Source organism: Altericroceibacterium spongiae (assembly GCF_003610805.1).
Taxonomy (GTDB): Bacteria; Pseudomonadota; Alphaproteobacteria; order Sphingomonadales; family Sphingomonadaceae; genus Altericroceibacterium; species Altericroceibacterium spongiae.
Genome location: NZ_RAPF01000002.1, coordinates 275,268 through 295,696, shown reverse-complemented (window position 1 = coordinate 295,696; position 20,429 = coordinate 275,268). Strand labels below are relative to the sequence as shown.

General features: G+C 58.7%; 12 protein-coding genes. 7 read left to right on the top strand and 5 right to left on the bottom strand.

The genetic code is table 11. From position 1 onward, the window contains the following. Positions 1-105: 105 nt before the first annotated feature. Positions 106-2,880: a [protein-PII] uridylyltransferase gene (locus tag D6851_RS04835; RefSeq protein ID WP_120323745.1), complete on the top strand. Its 2,775-nt coding sequence runs from the start codon at positions 106-108 to the stop codon at positions 2,878-2,880. Positions 2,881-2,968: 88 nt separating this feature from the next. Here the strand turns inward: D6851_RS04835 and D6851_RS04830 are convergent, their stop codons facing one another. The 4 genes from D6851_RS04830 to D6851_RS04815 form a co-directional block, all read right to left on the bottom strand. Further along, positions 2,969-4,405 carry a glutamate synthase subunit beta gene (locus D6851_RS04830; RefSeq protein ID WP_120323744.1) on the bottom strand — a complete coding sequence of 479 codons (1,437 nt, stop codon included), beginning with the start codon at positions 4,403-4,405 and terminating at the stop codon, positions 2,969-2,971. A gap of 11 nt (positions 4,406-4,416) precedes the next feature. Then, positions 4,417-9,060 carry a glutamate synthase large subunit gene (gltB, locus tag D6851_RS04825; protein ID WP_238473944.1) on the bottom strand — a complete coding sequence of 1,548 codons (4,644 nt, stop codon included), beginning with the start codon at positions 9,058-9,060 and terminating at the stop codon, positions 4,417-4,419. 275 nt (positions 9,061-9,335) lie between these two features. Beyond that, a complete protein-coding gene (locus D6851_RS04820) occupies positions 9,336-11,096 on the bottom strand; it encodes a hypothetical protein (protein WP_120323742.1) in 1,761 nt (586 codons plus the stop codon). A 65-nt stretch (positions 11,097-11,161) separates the two neighbouring features. After that, a complete protein-coding gene (locus D6851_RS04815; protein ID WP_120323741.1) occupies positions 11,162-12,367 on the bottom strand; it encodes a TIGR04063 family PEP-CTERM/XrtA system glycosyltransferase in 1,206 nt (401 codons plus the stop codon). Between the two features lie 93 nt (positions 12,368-12,460). Between D6851_RS04815 and D6851_RS04810 the strand changes: the two genes are divergently transcribed. Beyond that, a complete protein-coding gene (locus D6851_RS04810) occupies positions 12,461-12,643 on the top strand; it encodes a hypothetical protein (protein ID WP_120323740.1) in 183 nt (60 codons plus the stop codon). Beyond that, positions 12,636-14,039, top strand: a complete 1,404-nt coding sequence (locus D6851_RS04805; RefSeq protein WP_120323739.1) for a putative O-glycosylation ligase, exosortase A system-associated — start codon at positions 12,636-12,638, stop codon at positions 14,037-14,039. Before D6851_RS04810 ends, D6851_RS04805 begins: the two co-directional genes overlap by 8 nt. 45 nt (positions 14,040-14,084) lie before the next feature. Here D6851_RS04805 and D6851_RS04800 read toward each other — a convergent pair whose 3' ends face one another. Further along, on the bottom strand, positions 14,085-15,317 hold the full coding sequence (locus D6851_RS04800) for a polyhydroxyalkanoate depolymerase (protein WP_120323738.1): 1,233 nt from the start codon (positions 15,315-15,317) through the stop codon (positions 14,085-14,087). A 160-nt stretch (positions 15,318-15,477) separates the two neighbouring features. Here D6851_RS04800 and D6851_RS04795 point away from each other — a divergent pair, with 160 nt between their 5' ends. The 4 genes from D6851_RS04795 to D6851_RS04780 all read left to right on the top strand — a co-directional run bounded on the left by D6851_RS04795 (position 15,478) and on the right by D6851_RS04780 (position 20,367). Then, complete coding sequence (locus tag D6851_RS04795; RefSeq protein ID WP_120323737.1) at positions 15,478-17,268, top strand: ABC transporter transmembrane domain-containing protein; 1,791 nt, start codon at positions 15,478-15,480, stop codon at positions 17,266-17,268. Positions 17,269-17,434: 166 nt separating this feature from the next. After that, positions 17,435-19,594, top strand: coding sequence for a M13 family metallopeptidase (locus tag D6851_RS04790; protein ID WP_120323736.1), 2,160 nt, complete (start codon positions 17,435-17,437; stop codon positions 19,592-19,594). Between the two features lie 160 nt (positions 19,595-19,754). Continuing rightward, complete coding sequence (locus D6851_RS04785) at positions 19,755-20,024, top strand: GlsB/YeaQ/YmgE family stress response membrane protein (RefSeq protein WP_120323735.1); 270 nt, start codon at positions 19,755-19,757, stop codon at positions 20,022-20,024. Between the two features lie 85 nt (positions 20,025-20,109). Then, positions 20,110-20,367 carry a hypothetical protein gene (locus D6851_RS04780; RefSeq protein WP_120323734.1) on the top strand — a complete coding sequence of 86 codons (258 nt, stop codon included), beginning with the start codon at positions 20,110-20,112 and terminating at the stop codon, positions 20,365-20,367. Positions 20,368-20,429: the final 62 nt, after the last annotated feature.

Sequence of the window (20,429 nt, the reverse complement as noted above, 5' to 3'; positions counted from 1 at the left end):
CTGACCGCAAACCATGCGGGCACGCCGTCTTTGGCACAGGCCGGCCCTGTGCGAAAGGCCAAGAGGAGCATTTGCATAGGCTCGTCGCATAGCTATCTAGGATTTGTGACTGCCATCAGAATCCCCAATCAGCGCGCGGTGATCGACCGGCGCAAGCTTACCGCCGCCATTGCGGAGGAAGTCGCTGCCACTTCAGCCGAAAAGGCGCGCCCGCGCGTTGTTGAGCTGCTGCGTGAAGCACTGGCCAATGGCCGGGCGGAACTGGCCCGTCGTTTGCAGGAAAAGCCCTCGGCCGGGCATGAATGCACGCATGGCCATGCCTTCCTGATGGATCAGCTTATTCGCGTGATGCACGATCATGTTGTGACGCATGTCTATCCGGCACCCAACCGCTCATCCGGGGAAAGGCTCGCGATTATCGCTGTGGGCGGATATGGCCGCGCCGAAATGGCCCCGCATTCCGACGTCGATATCGGCTTTGTCACGCCAACCAAAGACACGCCCTGGTGCGAGCAGGTCATTGAGGCCATGCTCTATTTCCTGTGGGATTTAAGCCTTAAGGTCGGCCATTCGAGCCGTTCGCTGGACGATCTCATCCGCATGGCGAAACAGGATCTCACCATCCGCACCGCCCTGCTCGAGGGCCGCTATCTGTGGGGCGATCAGGATGTCATGGAAGAGGCCAGTCGTCGCTTCTGGGCCGAAGTGGTTCGCGGCAGCGAAGCGCAATTCGTCGCTGAAAAGCTTGCCGAGCGCGATGCCCGGCATAAACGTATGGGTGACAGCCGCTATGTCGTCGAACCCAATGTAAAAGACGGCAAGGGCGGGTTGCGCGATCTTCAGACGCTCTACTGGATCGGTAAATATATTCACAAGGTGCGCAATGCGGCCGAGCTGGTTGATGTCGGCCTGTTGACCAAATCGGAGTATCGAGCTTTTCGCCGGGCGGAAAATTTTCTGCTCGCCACGCGCTGCCATCTCCACACGATCACAGGCCGGGCCGAAGACCGGCTGACATTCGACCTGCAACCGCAAATTGCCAAAGCGATGCATTTCGCAGACCGCACCGGCAAAAGTGCCGTAGAACGTTTCATGCAGTTCTATTTCCTGCAGGCCAAACATGTCGGCCATCTGACCGGCGTCTTCCTCGCTCAGCTCGATGAGCAGATTGCCAGCAAGCGCAAGGCACGCGGATTGCTGGCCGGGTTCCGCGCCAAACCGCGCAATGTCCGCGGCTATCGTGTCAGCGGGGGCCGGATCGCCGCACCGCACGATCTGTGGTTCCAGCAGGATCCGGTCAGGCTGATCGAGATTTTCCAGATTGCCGAAGAGGACAATCTGGAAGTCCATCCCGAAACGATGCGCATGGCCAGCCGTGATGCAGGCCTCATCAAGGGAAAAATCCGCAAGGATAAACGCGCCAACGATCTGTTCATGAAACTGCTGACCGGCCATAACAATCCGGAAGTGGTGCTGCGCTGGATGAATGAAGCAGGCGTTTTCGGCCGGTTCGTGCCCGATTTCGGCAAGGTCAATGCGCAGATGCAATTCGATATGTATCACCATTATACGGTGGATGAGCATACGATTCAGGCCATCGGTCTGCTGTCCCGTATCGAAAAAGGCTCGCTGGAGCAGGAACATCCGCTGGCCAGCGAAATCATCGGCACCGTATCTTCGCGCCGCGTGCTCTATACCGCGACCTTGCTGCATGACATTGCCAAGGGGCGCGGAGGAGACCATTCGGTTCTGGGGGCCGAGGTAGCGATGAAACTGTGCCCGCGTCTGGGCCTCAGTGCAGAGGAAACCGAACTGGTCGCCTGGCTGGTCCGCCATCACCTGCTGATGAGCGCCACTGCTTTCAAGCGCGACCTGTCGGATATGAAAACGATCATCGATTTCGTCAGCCAGGTGCAAAGTCTCGATCGCCTCCGCTTGCTCGCCACATTGACGATTGTCGATATTCGCGCTGTCGGCCCGGGCATCTGGAATAGCTGGAAAGGCCAGCTCCTGAGCGAGTTGTTCGAATTATCCGAGGAAAGGCTGCGGCTGGGTCATAAACGGCGCGGACGGGCAGAACGTGTTGCGCAGCGTAAGGCGGTCGTGGCGGAACTTCTGGGAGACAAGGCCTATATTATCGAGGCGCTGGATGACCGCTTCGACGATTCCTACTGGATTGCCGAACCTGAAGACGTCATCGCAATCAATCTGCCGCATTATTACGCCGCTAAGGAAAAGCAGGACAAACTGTCCATTCATGCAGAATATTACGAAGCCCGGGGAGCGACGCTGGTCACGGTGATCGGTGACGACCATCCCGGTCTGTTTTATCGCATCGCCGGCGGTATTCATCTGGCCGGCGGCAATGTGATCGATGCCCGCATTCACACGACGCGGGTCGGCAAGGCACTCGACAATTTCCTCGTACAGGATCCGCTTGGGCGGCCTTTCCGGGAAGAAATGCAGCTCGACCGTCTGCGTGTCGCCATTGAGGATGCCTTGGGGAACAAGGTGGAATTGCTGCCTCAACTGGCCAAGCGCCCCCATCCCCGCGCACGCGCCGAAACATTCGAAGTACGTCCGCGTGTCTTTTTCGACAATATGGCCAGTGAACGCTTCACCGTGATCGAGGTGAATGCCAAGGATCGCCCTGCTTTACTCAACCGGCTGGCCCGCGCCATGTTCGAAGCCAATCTGATGGTCAATTCCGCGCATATCACCCATTATGGCGAACGTGCGGTAGACACATTCTATGTCACCGATCTGCTGGGCGGCAAACTCGATACGGCCGACCGGCGCAAAGGGGTTGAACAATTGCTGCTCGAAGCAGCCAGCGAACAGGTGGAAGCCCGGCAGGTAGAAGAGGTGGAAGACGCCTGAAAACTACGTCTGCAAGCTCTGTATGAACGAAAAGGCCGGGACGCTCCATTGAGCACCCCGGCCTTTTCCTTAATTTGGCAAAGGACAATCAGCGCGGCAATTCACTGAATCCCATTAAGGCTTCATCAACGGCACGTGCAGCCTGACGGCCTTCGCGGATCGCCCAGACAACAAGGCTCTGGCCGCGGCGCATATCGCCGCAGGCAAAGATCATATCCTGACTGGTCCGGTAATTCTGGGTGTCAGCCGCCACATTGCCGCGATCGGTCAATTCAACGGCGGACTGATCGAGCAGACCGGTCTTGCGCGGGCCGACAAAACCCATGGCCAGCAGAATGAGATCGGCAGGCAAGACGAATTCGCTGCCCTCGACTTCCTTCATCTGGCGTCCTTCCCATTCGAGACGGACACATTTGAGACCGGTGACCTTGCCATCTTCGCTGACCACTTCCTTGGTCAGAATAGCCCATTCACGATCAACGCCTTCTTCATGGCTGGTCGAAGTGCGCAGCTTCATCGGCCAGTCAGGCCAGGTCATCAGCTTATCTTCTTTTTCGGGCGGGCGGGGCATGATCTCGATCTGAGTCACGCTTTTCGCCCCTTGCCGGTTGGACGTGCCCACGCAATCGGAGCCGGTGTCACCACCGCCGATCACGATCACATCCTTGCCCGTCGCCGTCAGCGAACCGCGCGGGGCGGCGCGCATTTCATCGTCGCCCGCATTGCGCTTGTTCTGCTGGGTCAGGAATTCCATCGCCAGACGCACGCCGGACAGTTCCGAGCCCGGAATGTCGAGCCAGCGGGCTTCTTCCGAACCGCCGGCCATCACGATGGCATCGAAATTTTCCCTGAGAGACTTCACTGACACATCGACACCGACTTCCGTCGATGTACGGAAAGTAATGCCTTCGGCTTCCATCTGCACCATGCGGCGATTGATCAGATGTTTTTCCATCTTGAAGTCGGGAATGCCGTAGCGCAGCAAACCGCCTACACGGTCGCTTTTTTCGAATACCGTCACTGTGTGGCCTGCACGGGCGAGCTGCTGGGCGCAGGACATGCCAGCCGGACCCGAACCGACCACAGCGACCGTCCGCCCGGTCCGCTTTTCCGGAACCTGCGGCTTGATCCAGCCTTCCTTCCAGCCACGATCGACGATCGCACATTCGATCGATTTGATCGTCACGGGCTGGTCGATAATGTTCAGCGTGCAGCTTGCCTCGCACGGGGCGGGGCAGACGCGACCGGTGAATTCCGGAAAATTATTGGTCGAATGCAGCACTTCGAGCGCATTCTTCCAGTCCCCTTCATAGACCATATGGTTCCAGTCGGGGATGATGTTATTCACCGGGCAACCATTGTGACAATAGGGAATGCCGCAATTCATGCAGCGGGCGGCCTGATTCTTCAGGCCTTCCTCGCTATGCGGAATCGAGAATTCCTTATAATGCTTCACCCGTTCCCTGGGATCGTCATAGGTGCGATCCTGCCGGTCGATTTCGAGAAAGCCGGTTTCCTTACCCATTTTCGTAACCCTTACTCAGCCGCTTCAGCAGCAGCTTCTTCCCGTTCGGCTTCGAGCTGCTTCAGCGCGCGGGCATAATCGCGCGGCATCACCTTGACGAATTTGCCGAGTGCATTGTCCCAATCGGCGAGCAATTCCGCCGCACGTGTCGATCCGGTGTGAAGCTTGTGGCGCTCCACCAGAATTTTCAGCCGTTCCGCATCGTGGCGCAACATATCGCCCATACCCAGATCGTTGACGCTCTGAGCGCGCTGCTGCGGCCGGCCGGTACCTTCATCGGCATCCCCTTCAGCGGAAACTGCGCTCAGTTCGACCATCGCCATATTGCAACGCTGTTCGAATGTGCGTTCCGGATCGTAAATATAGGCGATACCGCCCGACATACCCGCCGCAAAATTGCGCCCGGTATTGCCGAGAACGACGACCACACCGCCGGTCATATATTCGCAACCGTGATCGCCCGTACCTTCGACAACTGCAACGGCACCCGAATTGCGAACCGCAAAACGTTCACCGGCCACACCATTGAAGAAGGCTTCTCCTGAAACGGCACCGTAAAGGACCGTATTGCCGACAATGATATTGTCATTGGCCGTACGGTTCACATCGTCGGGCTGGCGAACGATCACGCGGCCGCCCGACAGGCCCTTACCGACATAGTCATTGGCATCGCCAACCAGGTCGAGCGTCACGCCATGGGCCAGCCATGCACCGAAGCTCTGCCCGGCCACACCGGTCAGGTTGATACGGAGCTGTTCGGGGCGCAGGCCGGCATGACCATGCGCCTTGGCGATTTCACCCGAAAGCATCGCGCCGACCGTACGGTTGACGTTGCGTACCGTGCGATCGAGCACCAGCGTTTCGCCCTGTTCGATAGCGGGCCGGGCGGCTTCGATCAGTTCCACATCCATGGCCGCAGCCAGACCGTGTTCCTGATGTTCGGTATGGTAAAGCGCATGGCCTTCCACCGGCGGAACCTGATGAAGGATGCGCGACAGGTCTATGCCTTCCGCCTTCCAGTGATGAATTGCCTTCTTCATGTCGAGCCGGTCGACCCGGCCAACCATTTCATCAATCGTACGGAAGCCCATTTCGGCCATGATCTGGCGCAGTTCTTCAGCCACGAAGAAGAAATAATTGATGACATGCTCGGGCTGACCCAGAAAGCGCTTGCGCAATTCGGGGTTCTGCGTCGCCACACCCACCGGACAGGTGTTGAGGTGGCACTTGCGCATCATGATGCAGCCCGCCGCAATCAGCGGAGCCGTGGCGAAGCCGAATTCATCGGCCCCGAGCAAAGCGCCGATAGCGACATCGCGACCCGTGCGCAGACCGCCATCGACCTGCACGGCGATCCGGCTGCGCAGATCGTTGAGCAGCAAGGTCTGCTGGGTTTCGGCAAGGCCGATTTCCCATGGCGATCCTGCATGGGTGAGGCTGGTCAGCGGCGATGCACCGGTGCCGCCTTCATAACCCGAAATGGTCAGGTGATCGGCCCGTGCCTTCGAAACACCGGCAGCCACCGTGCCCACACCCACTTCGGAGACGAGCTTCACCGAAATCCGCGCCGTCGGATTCACATTTTTGAGATCGTGAATGAGCTGCGCAAGATCCTCGATCGAATAGATATCGTGATGCGGCGGCGGCGAGATCAGGCCGACGCCCGGTGTAGAATGCCGCACCGAAGCGATATTCTTATCGACCTTGTGGCCGGGCAACTGCCCGCCTTCGCCGGGCTTGGCACCCTGCGCCATCTTGATCTGGATATCGTCCGAATTGACGAGATATTCGGTCGTCACACCGAAGCGACCCGAAGCGACCTGCTTGATGCGGCTGCGCATGGAATCGCCATTGGGCATCGGCGTGAAGCGGTCCACTTCCTCGCCGCCTTCACCGGTATTCGAACGACCTTCGATCCGGTTCATGGCGATGGCCAGCGTGGTATGCGCTTCGCGGCTGATCGAGCCGAAGCTCATCGCGCCGGTGGAAAAACGCTTCACGATTTCGCTTGCCGGTTCGACTTCTTCGAGCGGAACCGGCTGATCGGCCTTATGGAACTCCATCAGCCCGCGGATCGTCAGCAGACGTTCCGACTGCTCATTCATACTGCGGGCGAATTCCTCATAATTCTGAGGGTTATTGCCGCGCACTGCATGCTGGAGATTGGCGATATTGGATGGCGTCCAGGCGTGATCTTCGCCCCGCAGGCGATATTGATAGATCCCGCCTACATCGAGCATGTTTTTATAGATCGGGTTATCGCCATAGGCCGAATCGTGTCGCTTCACGGCTTCTTCGGCCACCTGCAGCAAGCCGATCCCTTCGATCGTCGTGGCGGTGCCGGTGAAATATTTCTCGACGAATTCGGAGGACAGGCCCACCGCGTCGAAAATCTGCGCACCGCAATAGGACTGATAGGTCGAAATACCCATCTTGGACATGACCTTGCGGATGCCCTTGCCCACGGCCTTGATGTAGTTCTTGCGCACTGTGGCACAATCGAGATCGGGGAATTTCGCTGCGCGCAGCGCTTCCATGCTCTCGAAAGCGAGATAGGGATTGACCCCTTCGGCTCCGTAACCGGCCAGCACACAGAAATGATGCACTTCGCGCGCTTCGCCGGTTTCGACCACCAGACCGGTCTGCATTCGCAGGCCCTGCCGGACGAGATGATGATGCACCGCTGCGGTGGCCAGTGCAGCCGGCATCGGAATGCGATTTTCCGATTCGGCCCGGTCTGACAGGATCAGAATATTGCGATCCTGCAACACCGCTTCGGTGGCCGCCCAGCACATTTCCTTGATCGCCATTTCGAGACCTTCGGCCCCGGTCGACGCATCCCAGGTAATGTCGATGGTTTCGGTGCGGAAAGCGCCGTCCAAGCTCTTTTCGACCGAACGGATCTTTTCCATCGCTTCATTGGTCAGGATCGGCTGGCTGACTTCGAGACGCTTATGCGTGCCCGCATCGCGGCCCAGCAGATTGGGGCGCGGACCGATCATGGACAGCAGATCCATCACCAGTTCCTCGCGGATCGGATCGATCGGCGGGTTGGTGACCTGCGCGAAATTCTGCTTGAAATAGTCGTAGAGCAGGCGGCTCTTATTGGAGAGCACAGCAATCGGCGTATCGGTGCCCATGGAACCGATCGGATCGTCCCCCGCCGTTGCCATCGGTTCGAGGAAACGGTCGATATCTTCCTGCGTATAACCGAAAGCCTGCTGGCGCTGGAGCAGACTGCTGCCCGTATAGCGCACCGCTTCATGATCGGTCTCGATCGCTTCGATATCTTTCAGCTTATACTGCGCCTGATCGAGCCATTCGGCATAAGGATGCGCATTGGCGAGATCGGCCTTGACCTCTTCATCCTCGATGATGCGGCCCTGTTCGAGATCGATCAGCAGCATGCGACCCGGCTGAAGGCGCCATTTGCGCACGATATCTTCTTCCTTGAAGGGCAAAACGCCGCTTTCGGAAGCGAGGCAGACCATATCGTCCTTTGTCACGCAATAACGTGCCGGACGCAGACCGTTACGATCAAGCGTGGCGGCAATCTGGCGACCATCGGTGAAAGCGAGCGCCGCAGGGCCGTCCCACGGTTCCATCAGCGCCGCGTGATATTCGTAAAAGGCGCGGCGGGCCGGATCCATCAGATCGTTACCGTTCCACGCTTCAGGCACGAGCATCATCATTGCATGGGCAAGGCTGTAACCGCCCGCCAGCAGCAATTCGAGCGCATTGTCGAGGCAAGCCGTATCCGACTGGCCATGCGGAATGATCGGCCACATCTTGTCGAGATCGGCGCCCAGCAGGTCCGATTCCATCGTGCGGCGGCGGGCATTCATCCAGTTCACATTGCCGCGAACCGTGTTGATTTCACCATTATGCGCGATCAGGCGGAAAGGCTGTGCCAGACGCCAGCTCGGGAAAGTATTGGTCGAGAAACGCTGATGCACGAGGCCAAGCGCCGAGACACATTCGGGATCGCGCAGATCGTCATAGAAAGTTTCGACCTGATTGGCGAGCAACAGGCCCTTATAGACCACCGTCCGGCTCGAAAAGCTCGGCATATAGAGCCGGGCGATATCCGGATCGTCATGCTTTTCGGCCAGTTCCTTGAGCGGATTCTGCAACTGCTTGCGGATCGCCAGAATCTTGCGCTCGAACGCATCCTGATCGACGCAGCTTTCGCCGCGAGCGATGAAAGCCTGACGGATAAGCGGCATGGAATCGAGCACCGCCTTGCCCAGACCGTCCAGCGTGGTGGGCACATCGCGCCAGCCAATCAGTTGCTGACCTTCCTTGGCGATATATTTCTCGAACTGTTCGACGACGAAGCTGCGCGCCTTCTCACCCTGCGGCAGGAAGCACATAGCCACTGCATAATCACCTTCCGGCGGCAGGGTCAGCCCTTCGTTCTGTGCCCATTTTCGATAGAGAGCATCCGGAATTTGCATAAGGATACCCGCGCCGTCTCCCAGCAAGGGATCGGCACCCACCGCACCGCGGTGATCGATATTGGCAAGAATCTCCAGCGCCTGACTTACAATTGCGTGGCTTTTCTCGCCTTTGATATTGGCCACAAAACCAACACCGCATGCGTCATGCTCATTGCGCGAATCGTAAAGGCCCTGGGGGGCGGGAAACTCGGTCAATTCTTCCATCCTGTTTTGCCCGGCATAATCACCACCTCATCGCCCGGCCCAGTCCGGCAATGAGGCGCGACTCACCCTCTTCGGGTGGCACCGAAAATGTCGCGAAATGCCCCCATGGCGACATGATTGTTTTTTTGCAAGCCTCGGGAGACATCATCTGCTCCCTTTTGCGGGAGCATTGACGCAACAATCCCACTTTTCCTCACCTTTGCCAAGATGCAGGCAAGTATGAATTTTTAGCTTCCTGCGCGAGGGAGGCCTTTTGGCAACAGGCCTCAGGCCGCTCCGGTCATTTTCTGCAATTTTTCCAAAGCCGCGCGTAAGGCTCTTTCAGTCTCGGCTCTGTCGCCTGCAGGCGCCTCTTCAGAGTCAGAAGGCGACTGGCCGTCCCGCGACGCCTTCGCCGTATCCTCCGCAGGCGGATCAAAGCGCCGTTGCGCCTGCTGGACCGGCATAGCCTGCCCGGCCCCGTCCTTTGGCTCATCCTTTACGTCGGGACCGGAACTGTCCCCGGCAGAGGGCCGTGGATTTCCGGGCGCTCTGCGCCGTGGCGACAGGCGCGCAATCGGTTTGGGGGCGGAGCGTTCCTGCGTCCGGTTTCGCTCCTGACTGGAGACAAGCGACAGGCGGCCGGAATCCTTTTTCTCCGGTGCGGATTGTGCTGCTTCATCATTTCCCGCCTGAGCTTCGGCTGCGGGCCGACCGGTTTCCGACTGCTCCGGTGCGGGACGTGGATGCGATTGGGTCCGTTGCCCAAGCGGCAGAGAAAGCGAGCGCGCAATGGCTTCATCCTCCCCGGAATCGTCGATCCAGTCCGCCGGAATGCCACGTAAAGCAGCCGGCTTGTCTGGCTTGTTATCGACCGGATTCACCGTGCCCGCAGCACCATTGTCTGTTTCAGCAGGCTTTTCGGTATTCTGTCTGCCGAAAAACTCGGCCATGGCCAGACGCGCATCACCGGCCTCGGCCGCTTCGATATCGTCGGATAGCGGTGTCTGGCTTCCCCCCGATTGCACAGGGAAGGAGGTATTCTTTTCGGACTCTTCGCGGTCCGGCTCCGAGGAAAAGGGAATAATCCCTTCCGATTCTTTTGCCTGCGCCTTTTCCTGTAACCAGGCACGTCGTTTCTCTATCGCCTTGCCAAGCCGTTCAGCCAGCTGGACCAGCCCCATAGTATCAAGCTCGTTGATACGCGCGGGCGCGGCCTCTTCCATTTCAGCATCAGGCACCAACATATCGGCCCTTGTCGGCTCCACATGGTCCTGCGCATCGGCAGGCTCAGGCGATTGGTTGGCACCGAAAGAAGGCACACCATCCATATCGGATGCTAAATTCTCATCGGCCCGATCCGCTATGTCGGTCGAAGGGGCGGAATCCTCCTCTTCACCCGGCTCCGCTTCATCCTGCCAGTCTGCCATATCTTCGCCAGCGGACCGTTCTCTGGCAAAATCGTTCCAGTCCCAGCCGCCCATCATATCGCTGGCCACAGCGCGTTCATTACGTTCGGCCTCACGATCTGCAATCCACTGATCCTGCGCCGCAGTTCTGTGTTCGGCCAGTTGCGACAATTCGAACAGATCGGGTGGCATATCCGCCGGTGCATCGAGCCCTGCTTCCCCCAGTTCTTCGCGGGCGGAAAGCGGCCGTCTTTCGCTGTTATTGGCAAAATCGCGCCGCCGGGCCGGGATCGATCCGTCACCATAACCCTCATCCTCATGGGATTCGGCCAGTCCGGAAGAACGGGTCGACAGATGCCGCCCCAGCAACCATCCCCCGAGGCAACCGGCAATCGCTGCACCGAAAGCAATAACAAAACGCGCGGTTCCACCAAGCGGCGGGGCAGCCTGTGGAACGAGAGAAGACAGGCCGGTCAGCGAAACAACCCGTTCGAACAGCCCTATCGGCAGAACGAGGCTGCCCAGTCCGAGCAAAGCTGCGAACCACAAGGCGACGATAGCAGGGAAAGCCGGATGCGCACTGATCGGCGCTGATCTGTGCGGCCGCCCGGTTGCTTTGTCGCTATAATTGCTCGCCATGTTATCCACTCTTCCTGTGCAGCCTGAGCGAATCGCCGCATATTGGCGTATCTCAGGATTGAAGCTTATTTCCTCTCACTTAGCAGCGCATTGTAAACGTCCTGATAACGGCGGACATTATGCGCCCAGTCGTGATGATCCTTCACATAATCGCGTGCAGTCTGACGGATCACAGGCCAGCTTTCCTTGCGATCGATCATTGCAGCCAGCGCCTGTGCGCAGGCTTCGGGATCGTCCGGCGCAAAAAGAATGCCGGTTTTGCCATCATGGATCAACTCCCGATGCCCGCCGACATTCGATGCCGCTACCAGCTTGTCCTGCGCCATGGCTTCCAGCGGCTTGAGCGGCGTCACCAGATCGGTGAGACGGCTTCTTTTGCGCGGATAGGCCATGATATCGCACAGCGAATAATAGCGTTCGACCTGATCGTGCGGCACACGTCCGGTAAAACGGATCGCCGCAGCGGCAGGTGAATTCTCCGCCTGCGCGGCAAGGCGCTCCGCCATCGGCCCGCCTCCGACCATCAGCAGACGCACATGGGGATGGCGCGCTGTGAGAAGCGGCATGGCGGCAATCAGATCGTCGAGCCCTTCATAATCGTAAAAGCTGCCGATAAATCCGATCACCGGACCATCCCCCAGCCCGAGCTTTTCCGCCAGTGCGTCGTCGCGCGGCAGAGCCTTACCGAAAAGCCGGAGATCGACGCCATTGGGCATGATGCTGATTCGTTCGGCTGGAAAACCGCGCGCCAGAAGGTCATCGCGCAGACCCTCGCAGATCGTCACGATGGCATTGGCCGACCGGATGGCGTGATTCTCCAGTGCGCGGGTCAGGCGATATCTGACCGATCCCTCACGCCCCGTGCCGTTGCCGACTGCAGCATCTTCCCAGAAGGCGCGGATCTCATAGACCAGCGGCAGGCCGTGCCGGCGCGCCACACGCGCCGCCGCCGCACCGCACAAAGCCGGTGAATGGGCATGGAGAATATCGGGCTGCCAGTCCTCCACCACACGCTCAATACTGTCGGCAAATAGCTTTATTTCGCGCCATTCACGCAGGCCGGCAGGGCCCGAGGGGCCGCCTGGCGTGCGATGGAAGCGCAATCCGTCCACCTCTTCCACCGGCGGGCCACCGGCACTGTGGCGCTGGCCGGTTACGCCGCACACTTCCAGCCCGAGCGCCTGCTGCGCTTTCAGAATTGCGCGGCTGCGAAATGTGTAGCCGCTCTGCAAGGGCAGCGAATGGTCGAGAATATGTAAAATCCGGGTCATTGCCTTATAGCTCTGCCTCAGGAACCTTAACGAGGTATCAACCGGCTTATATTAGCGCATGGGACGGGTACTCCTTTTAAAGGATATGAATTCGTGGTCGACCTTTTTGCCATTGGCCTGACGCATGGTCTGATCGCCATCGCCATATGGCGGTTGCTGATGCGCGACGATCTCGATCATGACAGCGATACAGCCGCTGAAGGGCGCAGGCGCCCCTGGCTAAAGTCATCCGGACCGGACAGCAACGCTGGCGGAGATTCGGGCAGGCATGACTGATCTTGCCCTGCTCGGTTTTGTCACCCTGCTGATGCTGGCGGGGCTTCGCCGCCCTTTCATCTGGGTGCTGGCCTATATTTATATCGATATCGTCATCCCGCAGAAGATCGGCTGGTCGATCATCAGCGCCATTCCGCTCTCGCTGCTCAGCTTTATTGCCGCTTTTGGCGGATGGCTCGCGCTCGATTCCAAAAAAGGCGGGCGCTTCACCTTCCGGCAGGGGCTGCTGGCGATCCTACTGCTCTATTGCGGCATAACTACGCTGACCGCCGCCTTCCCAGAATCCGCCCTGACCAAATGGGACTGGGTGTGGAAAGCACTGCTTTTCGCCATGTTCCTGCCGCTCACATTACGCACCAGACTGCGCATAGAGGCTATGGTGCTGATCTATGTCCTGTCGCTCGCCGCGATCATCATCGACGGGGGAATCAAGACGCTGGCCGGCGGCGGCGGGTACGGCGAACTGAAACTGCTGGTGGTGGAAAATGCCGGAATTTACGAAAGCTCGATCGTATCCTGCGCTGCCATCGCCATGATCCCGCTGGCGCTGTGGCTCACCAGATACGGAACGATTTTCAAACCCGACATCCGGGTAAAACTATTCGCTGCCGGGCTGATCTTCGCCGCGCTCCTCATGCTCGTCGGCACGGAGGCCCGCACCGGCCTCCTATGCATTGCAGTGCTGGGTGCGCTCATGCTGCGCTCTGTCAAACACCGCTTCCTTTATCTGGGTCTCGCGGTCGCTGCGGTTCTCATGACCATTCCGTTCCTGCCGCAAAGCTTCACCGAGCGGATGGATACGATCAGCAGCCACGAAGGCGATGAATCCGCCTCCACCCGGATTGCCGTCTGGCAATGGACCATCGATTACGCGTCGCAGCATCCGCTGGGTGGCGGGTTCAATTCCTACCTCGCCAACAGCTTCACCTATCAGACCCGCACCGTCACCAAAGTCGGCGACACCACCGAAGTGCATTACGATACCGTTACCGACGAAGGCCGCGCCTTCCATTCCTCTTATTTCGAAATGCTGGGCGAACAGGGCTGGCCGGGGCTGATCCTGTGGCTCTGGCTGCACCTGCTCGGGATCTGGCAGATGGAAAGGCTGCGCTGGCGCTTCGGCAAACGCGAAGGCGGCAAGGAAAGCTGGCAATGGGGTCTCGCCACCAGCCTGCAACAGGCGCAGATCGTCTATCTGACCGGCGCGGCCTTTGTCGGCATTGCCTATCAGCCCTTCGCCTTCATGATCGTGGGGATGCAATGCGCGCTGTGGAGCTATGTCCGGCGAGTCGATCGCGAGGAAATCGAACGGGCGCGTCCCCATACGCAACCCTGGCTCCGGCAAAACCCGCAAACAACAGAACCGGTGACAGGAAGTTCTGTCACCGGCTCCTGAAATCTTGCCCGCCGCTACTCTGCCGCTACAGGGCAATGAAAAGGTTTACTTCACCTTGCCCGGATTGGCCCGGATCCATTCCTCGACCACCGGCGCGGTGCGCTTGCGCCATTTGCTGCCGTTGAAAATGCCATAATGGCCAACATCGCGGGCGAGATGATATTTCTTCATCCGTTCGGGCAGTTTTTCCGCCAGATCGAGCGCCGCGCGGGTCTGTCCGATGCCCGAAATATCGTCCTTTTCGCCTTCAATGGCCAGCAGCGCCGTATCCTTGATCGCATGAGGATCGATCGGCGTGCCGCGATGAACAAATTCACCTTTGGGCAGCGTATGGCGCTGAAAGACATGCTCGATCGTCTGAAGATAAAATTCCGCCGTCATGTCGCAGACCGAGAGATATTCATCATAGAATTTCTTGGTCGCTTCGGCACTCTCCTGATCGCCGACATTGAGATATTTGAACATCTCGTAATGGCTCATCATATGGCTTTCGAGATTCATCGAAATGAAGCCCGCCAGCTGAAGGAAGCCGGGATAGACCTGCCGTCCGGCACCCGGATGGTTGAACGGCACCGAAGCGATCACATTGTTGCGAAACCAGCTCAGCGGCCGTTCCATGGCAAGGTCGTTAACCGATGTCGGGCTTGCCCGTGTATCGATCGGTCCGCCCATCATCGCCAGAGTAGCCGGACGGTAGGGATGGTCTTCCTTGCCCATAATCGCCGCTGCCGCAAAGGCCGGGACAGCAGGCTGGCAAACCGCCAGAACATGCGTATTTTTTCCGATGAAAGTCAGAAATTCGATCAGATAATCGATATAATCGTCAAGGTCGAAATGGCCCGTTTCCAGCGGCACCATCTTGGCATCGGCCCAGTCGGTGATCCAGACATCCTGATGATCGACCATGCGAGCCACCGTTCCGCGCAAAAGCGAGGCATAATGCCCGCTCATCGGAGCGACGATCATAAGGCGCGGAGCATCTTCTGGCAGGCCTTCGCGCCTGAAATGGCGCAGGCTGCCGAAAGGTTTTTCCAGCACCACCTCTTCCGCCACCGGCCAGCTTTTGCCGTCCAGTTCGACATCGGGGATGTTGAATTCCGGCTTACCGCGATCTTCATAAAGATGCGCAAACACCTGTAAGGCGCTCGCGACCGCCGGTCCGCCGCCGAAATATCCCATTGGCAAAGCGGGATTATTGAGAAGCTGCGCACCGATAGAGGCCCAGTTACTGGCACTGGAAAGCAGCGAGCGTTGCAGTTCATACGCCTGATACAGCATGGTTTATCCCCTGATAGTGTGCGGCCCAAAGCACCGCCACTGGCTGGATTCGTATGGATAACGATTATTTACACATTATGTTGCACTGCGGAAAGATCTTTCAAGTGCAGGATAATCTCGGGCCCTTCAAACTTGCCGCCCGATGGTCTAACGGGCTTGCATGGCCCGTTCTTCCACACGAAGCGATGTGCAGCCTGCCGATTCCATCGGCCCGCTGACAATGATCTGGCGCGCTGCGGCGCATTATCCTGGCCGGGTCGCTCTTGCCTGCCTGGCGCTGTTCGTCACGGCAGCCGCTACACTGGCCATTCCGGCGGCTTTCCGCCTGATTATCGATCGCGGTTTCGAAGCCGGCGGCGATATGGCCGATATCGGTCGCTGGTTCCGCTATCTGTTCCTGATCGTGCTGGTTCTCGCCATCGGTACAGCCTGCCGTTTCTACAGTGTGAGCTGGCTGGGCGAACGGGTGGTGGCCGATATCCGTCTTGCGGTGCAGCATAATCTGCTGCGCCTCTCCCCGTCTTTCTTCGAGGAAAACAGCCCCAAGGAAATTTCCTCACGCATGACCGCCGATACCGCCCAGATAGAGCATGTCGTGGGCACGACCATCTCGGTCGCCCTGCGCAATCTCATCATGGTGCTTGGCGGAATTGCCTATTTGCTGTTTCTCGCCCCGGGCCTCACCGCCATGCTGGTCATTGCCGTACCCATCGTGGTTCTGCCGCTGGTCTGGTTCGGCCGCCGCCTGCGCCGGATTTCGCGCGAAAGTCAGGACCGGGTGGCCGATGTCGGCTCGATGGTATCCGAAGTGCTCGGCGCCATGAAGATCGTGCAGGGTTTCAATCAGGAAAAGCGTGAGGAAGGGCGGTTTTCCAAAGCCGTCGAAGCGACCTTCGATACGGCACGTCAACGAATTCTGATGCGTGCCATCATGACCGGTGTGCTCATCACCTTCATATTCGGTTCGATCACGCTACTGCTCTGGCGGGGCGCAATTCAGGTCGCCGAAGGCACGCTGAGCGGCGGCACGATCGCCGCTTTCGTGCTGACCGGCGTGATGGTAGCGGGCGCTTTCGGCTCGCTGACCGAAGTGTATGGCGATTTGCTGCGCGGTGCAGGCGCTGCCAGCCGTCTGGGCGAATTGCTGCAGGAAAAACCCGAAGTCGCACCGCCCGCCCGCCCGCAGACCCTGCCCGAACCGCCGCGTGGCAGCATCGCTTTCCAGAATGTCACCTTCCGCTATCCCACACGGCCCGAACAGGCCGCCATTGCCGATTTCGATCTGACAGTGGAACCGGGCGAAACGGTGGCGATTGTCGGCCCCTCGGGTGCGGGCAAATCGACCATCTTCCAGCTTGCCGAACGGTTTTACGACCCGCAGGCCGGGCGGGTGCGGATCGATGGCGTGCCGCTCACCAGCGCCGATCCCGCCGCCATTCGTTGCCGAATCGCCCTTGTGCCGCAGGAAGGCATTCTGTTTGCCGCCAGCGCGCGGGACAATCTGCGCTATGGCAAGTGGGATGCGAGCGACGAACAGATCTGGGATGCCGCCGCTGCCGCCAATGCCGAGGATTTTCTGCGCGATCTGCCGCAGGGGCTCGACACGTTTCTCGGCGAAGGGGGCGCCCGGCTTTCGGGCGGGCAGAGGCAACGCATAGCCATTGCCCGCGCTTTGCTGCGTGATGCGCCGATCCTGCTGCTCGACGAGGCGACCAGCGCACTCGATGCCGAGAGCGAAAGGCTGGTGCAGCAGGCGCTCGACCGGCTGATGGAAAACCGCACCACGCTGGTCATCGCCCATCGCCTCGCTACGATACGCGCGGCAGACCGAATCGTGGTGATGGACAAAGGCCGGATCGTTGAACAGGGCACGCATGGCGACCTGTCCGGCGCCGGAGGGCTCTATGCCCATCTCGCTTCACTGCAATTTGACGGCGTAAACGCGGCGTAAGGCGGTGCTGCAGTGCTGCCCCCGGCAGGTCCCCGATGCGCTACAAATCGACGAACCGCCATTACGGAGCGACCAGCGTTTGCTCTGGGGGCCTCGCTTGCGATAGGAGTAAAGCATCGATCCGCAGCGCTTTTCCGTTCTGCGGCTACCTTTAAAGAGGTCGAATATGCTAAAATACCTTCTGACGGCCGGCGTTTCCGCGGCCGTTCTGGCGTTGACGACGCCTGTTCTGGCGCAGGACAACGCCGCACAGGACCAGACATCCGCAAGCGAAAGCTCTCAGAGCGAGACAATTCCCACCCCGACCATGGATTTCGGCACATGGGGCTTCAATCCGGATTCGCTCGATCCATCCGTCAAGCCGGGCGATGATTTCTTTGGCTATGTGAACGGCAAATGGGTCCGCAACAATCCGATCCCGCCCGAATATACCCGTTTTGGTGCTTTTAATCTGCTCAGCGAGAAATCGACTGCCGATGTGAAAGCGGTGGTCGACGATCTGATCGCTTCCGATCCGGCGCCCGGCACCGACGAACGCAGGATTGTCGATGCCTATCAGTCCTATATGGATCAGGCCGCCATCGATGCCGCCGGTCTGGCTCCGGCACAGCCTTATCTCGACCGGATCTTTGCCGCGCCCGATCTCGATGCGCTGGTCAAAGTAATGGAAGAGCCGGGTCTGCCCGCACTGATTACCGGCGGAGTTACGGTCGATTCCAAGGACCCCGATTCCTATATTGTCAGCATCGGTTTTGACGGTATGGGTCTGCCCGACCGCGATTATTATCTGGTCGACAGTGAACAGAACCGGACCATTCAGGCGGCCTATAAGAAATATCTCGCTTTCCTGCTGGGCCAGGCAGGTTATCAGGATCCTGAAAGCGCAGCCAATTCGGTCTATCATTTCGAACATCAGGTGGCCGAACTCGAATGGGATCGCACCGCGCTACGCAACCGGGACATCACCTATAACAAGCTGAGCCGTGACGAACTGATCGCACTGGCGCCCGATTTCCCGACGCAGAAAATGCTCGCTGACACAGGCGTGGCCGATCAGGCCGCTTTCCTCGTCCCGCAATTGCCGCCGAGCGACGAAGAAGCCGAAAAGCTTGGCCTGTCGCAAGACACATTGTCGGGCATCGGCGGCGGCCTTCCGGCCATGATGGAACTGGTGGCGCATACCGATCTCGCCACGCTCAAGGCCTTCATGGCCGCGCAGTTCCTCTCCGGCCACGCCGCTGTTCTGCCCGGCGAAATCGACGATGCGCGGTTTGCGCTGTTCGGCAAGCTGCTGAGCGGTCAGGAAGAGCAGCGTCCACGCTGGAAACGGGCAGTTGCCGCCACTGAAGGCGAGCTGGGCGAGTTGCTCGGCAAGGCTTATGTAAAGCGCTATTTCCCGCCCGAAAGCAAAGCGGCGATGGACGATCTGGTGGCCAATCTGCGCAAGGCACTGGCCCGGTCGATTGCCGAAAATGACTGGATGACCGATGCGACCAAGGTGGAAGCGAAAGCCAAGCTGGACGCCTTCACCCCGAAAATCGGCTATCCCGACACCTTCAAGACCTATGACGGGCTGACTATTTCACCGGACGACCCGCTGGCCAATGCGGTTGCGGCCGCAAAATGGGAGCATCAGGACGAATTGTCGCGTCTCGGCCAGCCGGTCGATCGCAATGAATGGTTCATGCTGCCCCAGACGGTGAATGCCTATTACAATCCGGTGATGAACGAGATCGTCTTCCCCGCCGCGATCCTGCAACCGCCTTTCTTCAATCCCGATGCCGATCCGGCGGTCAATTACGGCGCGATCGGCGGGGTGATCGGGCATGAAATGGGCCATGGTTTCGACGATCAGGGCGCCAAATCCGACGGCACCGGCATGTTGCGCAACTGGTGGGCACCCGAAGACAAGAAGAAGTTCGAAGCGGCGACCAGCGCGCTGGCCAGCCAGTACGATGCCTTCTGCCCCTATGATGACGGCAAGACCTGTGTGAACGGCCGGTTCACTCTGGGTGAGAATATCGGCGATCTCGGCGGCCTCAGCCTTGCTTATCGCGCCTATAAGATGTCGCTCAACGGCAAAGAGGCGCCGGTCATCGACGGGCTGACCGGCGATCAGCGCTTCTTCCTCGCCTGGGCGCAGGTCTGGCGGTCCACCCAGCGCGAAGCCGCCGGGCGCCAGCGTCTGCTGATCGATCCGCACAGCCCGGAAAAATATCGCGTCAACGGGCCGGTGCGCAATATCGATGCCTGGTACAAGGCCTTCAATGTGAAGCCGGGCGACGATCTCTATCTGCCGCCCGATAAGCGCATCAAGATCTGGTAAAGCTAAAAGCCGGTTCCTTTTTATATAACTTTATACAACGGGAACCGGCTTTTATTCATGCTACCTTCAGGAACATACGTAAGTTAACTAGGTTACACCTTTGCGGAACAATCTATCCTCTCAACATTTTCAAATGCTGAGAGTTGTGAAGGATTGTTACATGGGCGTTGTCTTTTTGATCGTTGTGGGGGCCATCTTCGGATGGCTGGCTTCGATCTGGGTGAGAGCCGAAAGCAGCAGCGCCATCTTGCTGAATATGGGGATCGGCATTGTCGGCGCTTTGCTGGCGGATATATTTATCAGCCCCTTATTGAGTAATAGCAGCATTTTTGGCGGAACCAATTCGGTAGGCACCTTGTTGGTGTCCCTGTTGGGATCGGTGGCCCTGCTTGTTGCGTTCAATTTTATTCGCAATCGCCAGTTGCGATAAACGTTATGGGCAAATAGCCTGTTCCAAAATATAATTCGTCAGGCTAGCCTGTATCGGGTTAACCTATTCAAAGAAGGGGAAAGTTATGAAAAAGATTGCTATGTTCGCTGCCGCCGCAGCTATGGGTCTGGGCCTTGCTGCCTGTGACAGCGCTGCTGAAAACAACATGGAAGACCAGGCCGACGCGGTCGAAGATCAGGCCGATGCTACGGCCGATGCCATGACCGAAGGCGATGTCAGTGAAGCTACCGAAGAAAAGGCTGACGCTATCGAAGATGCCGGTGAAGCCAAGGCCGATGCCATGGAAGACGCGGCTGACGATATGGATGCCGATCCGCAATAAGCCATTTCTATGGTATGACAGAGCCGGCGCCGATCCGTTCGGGGCCGGCTTTTTCATGTCCG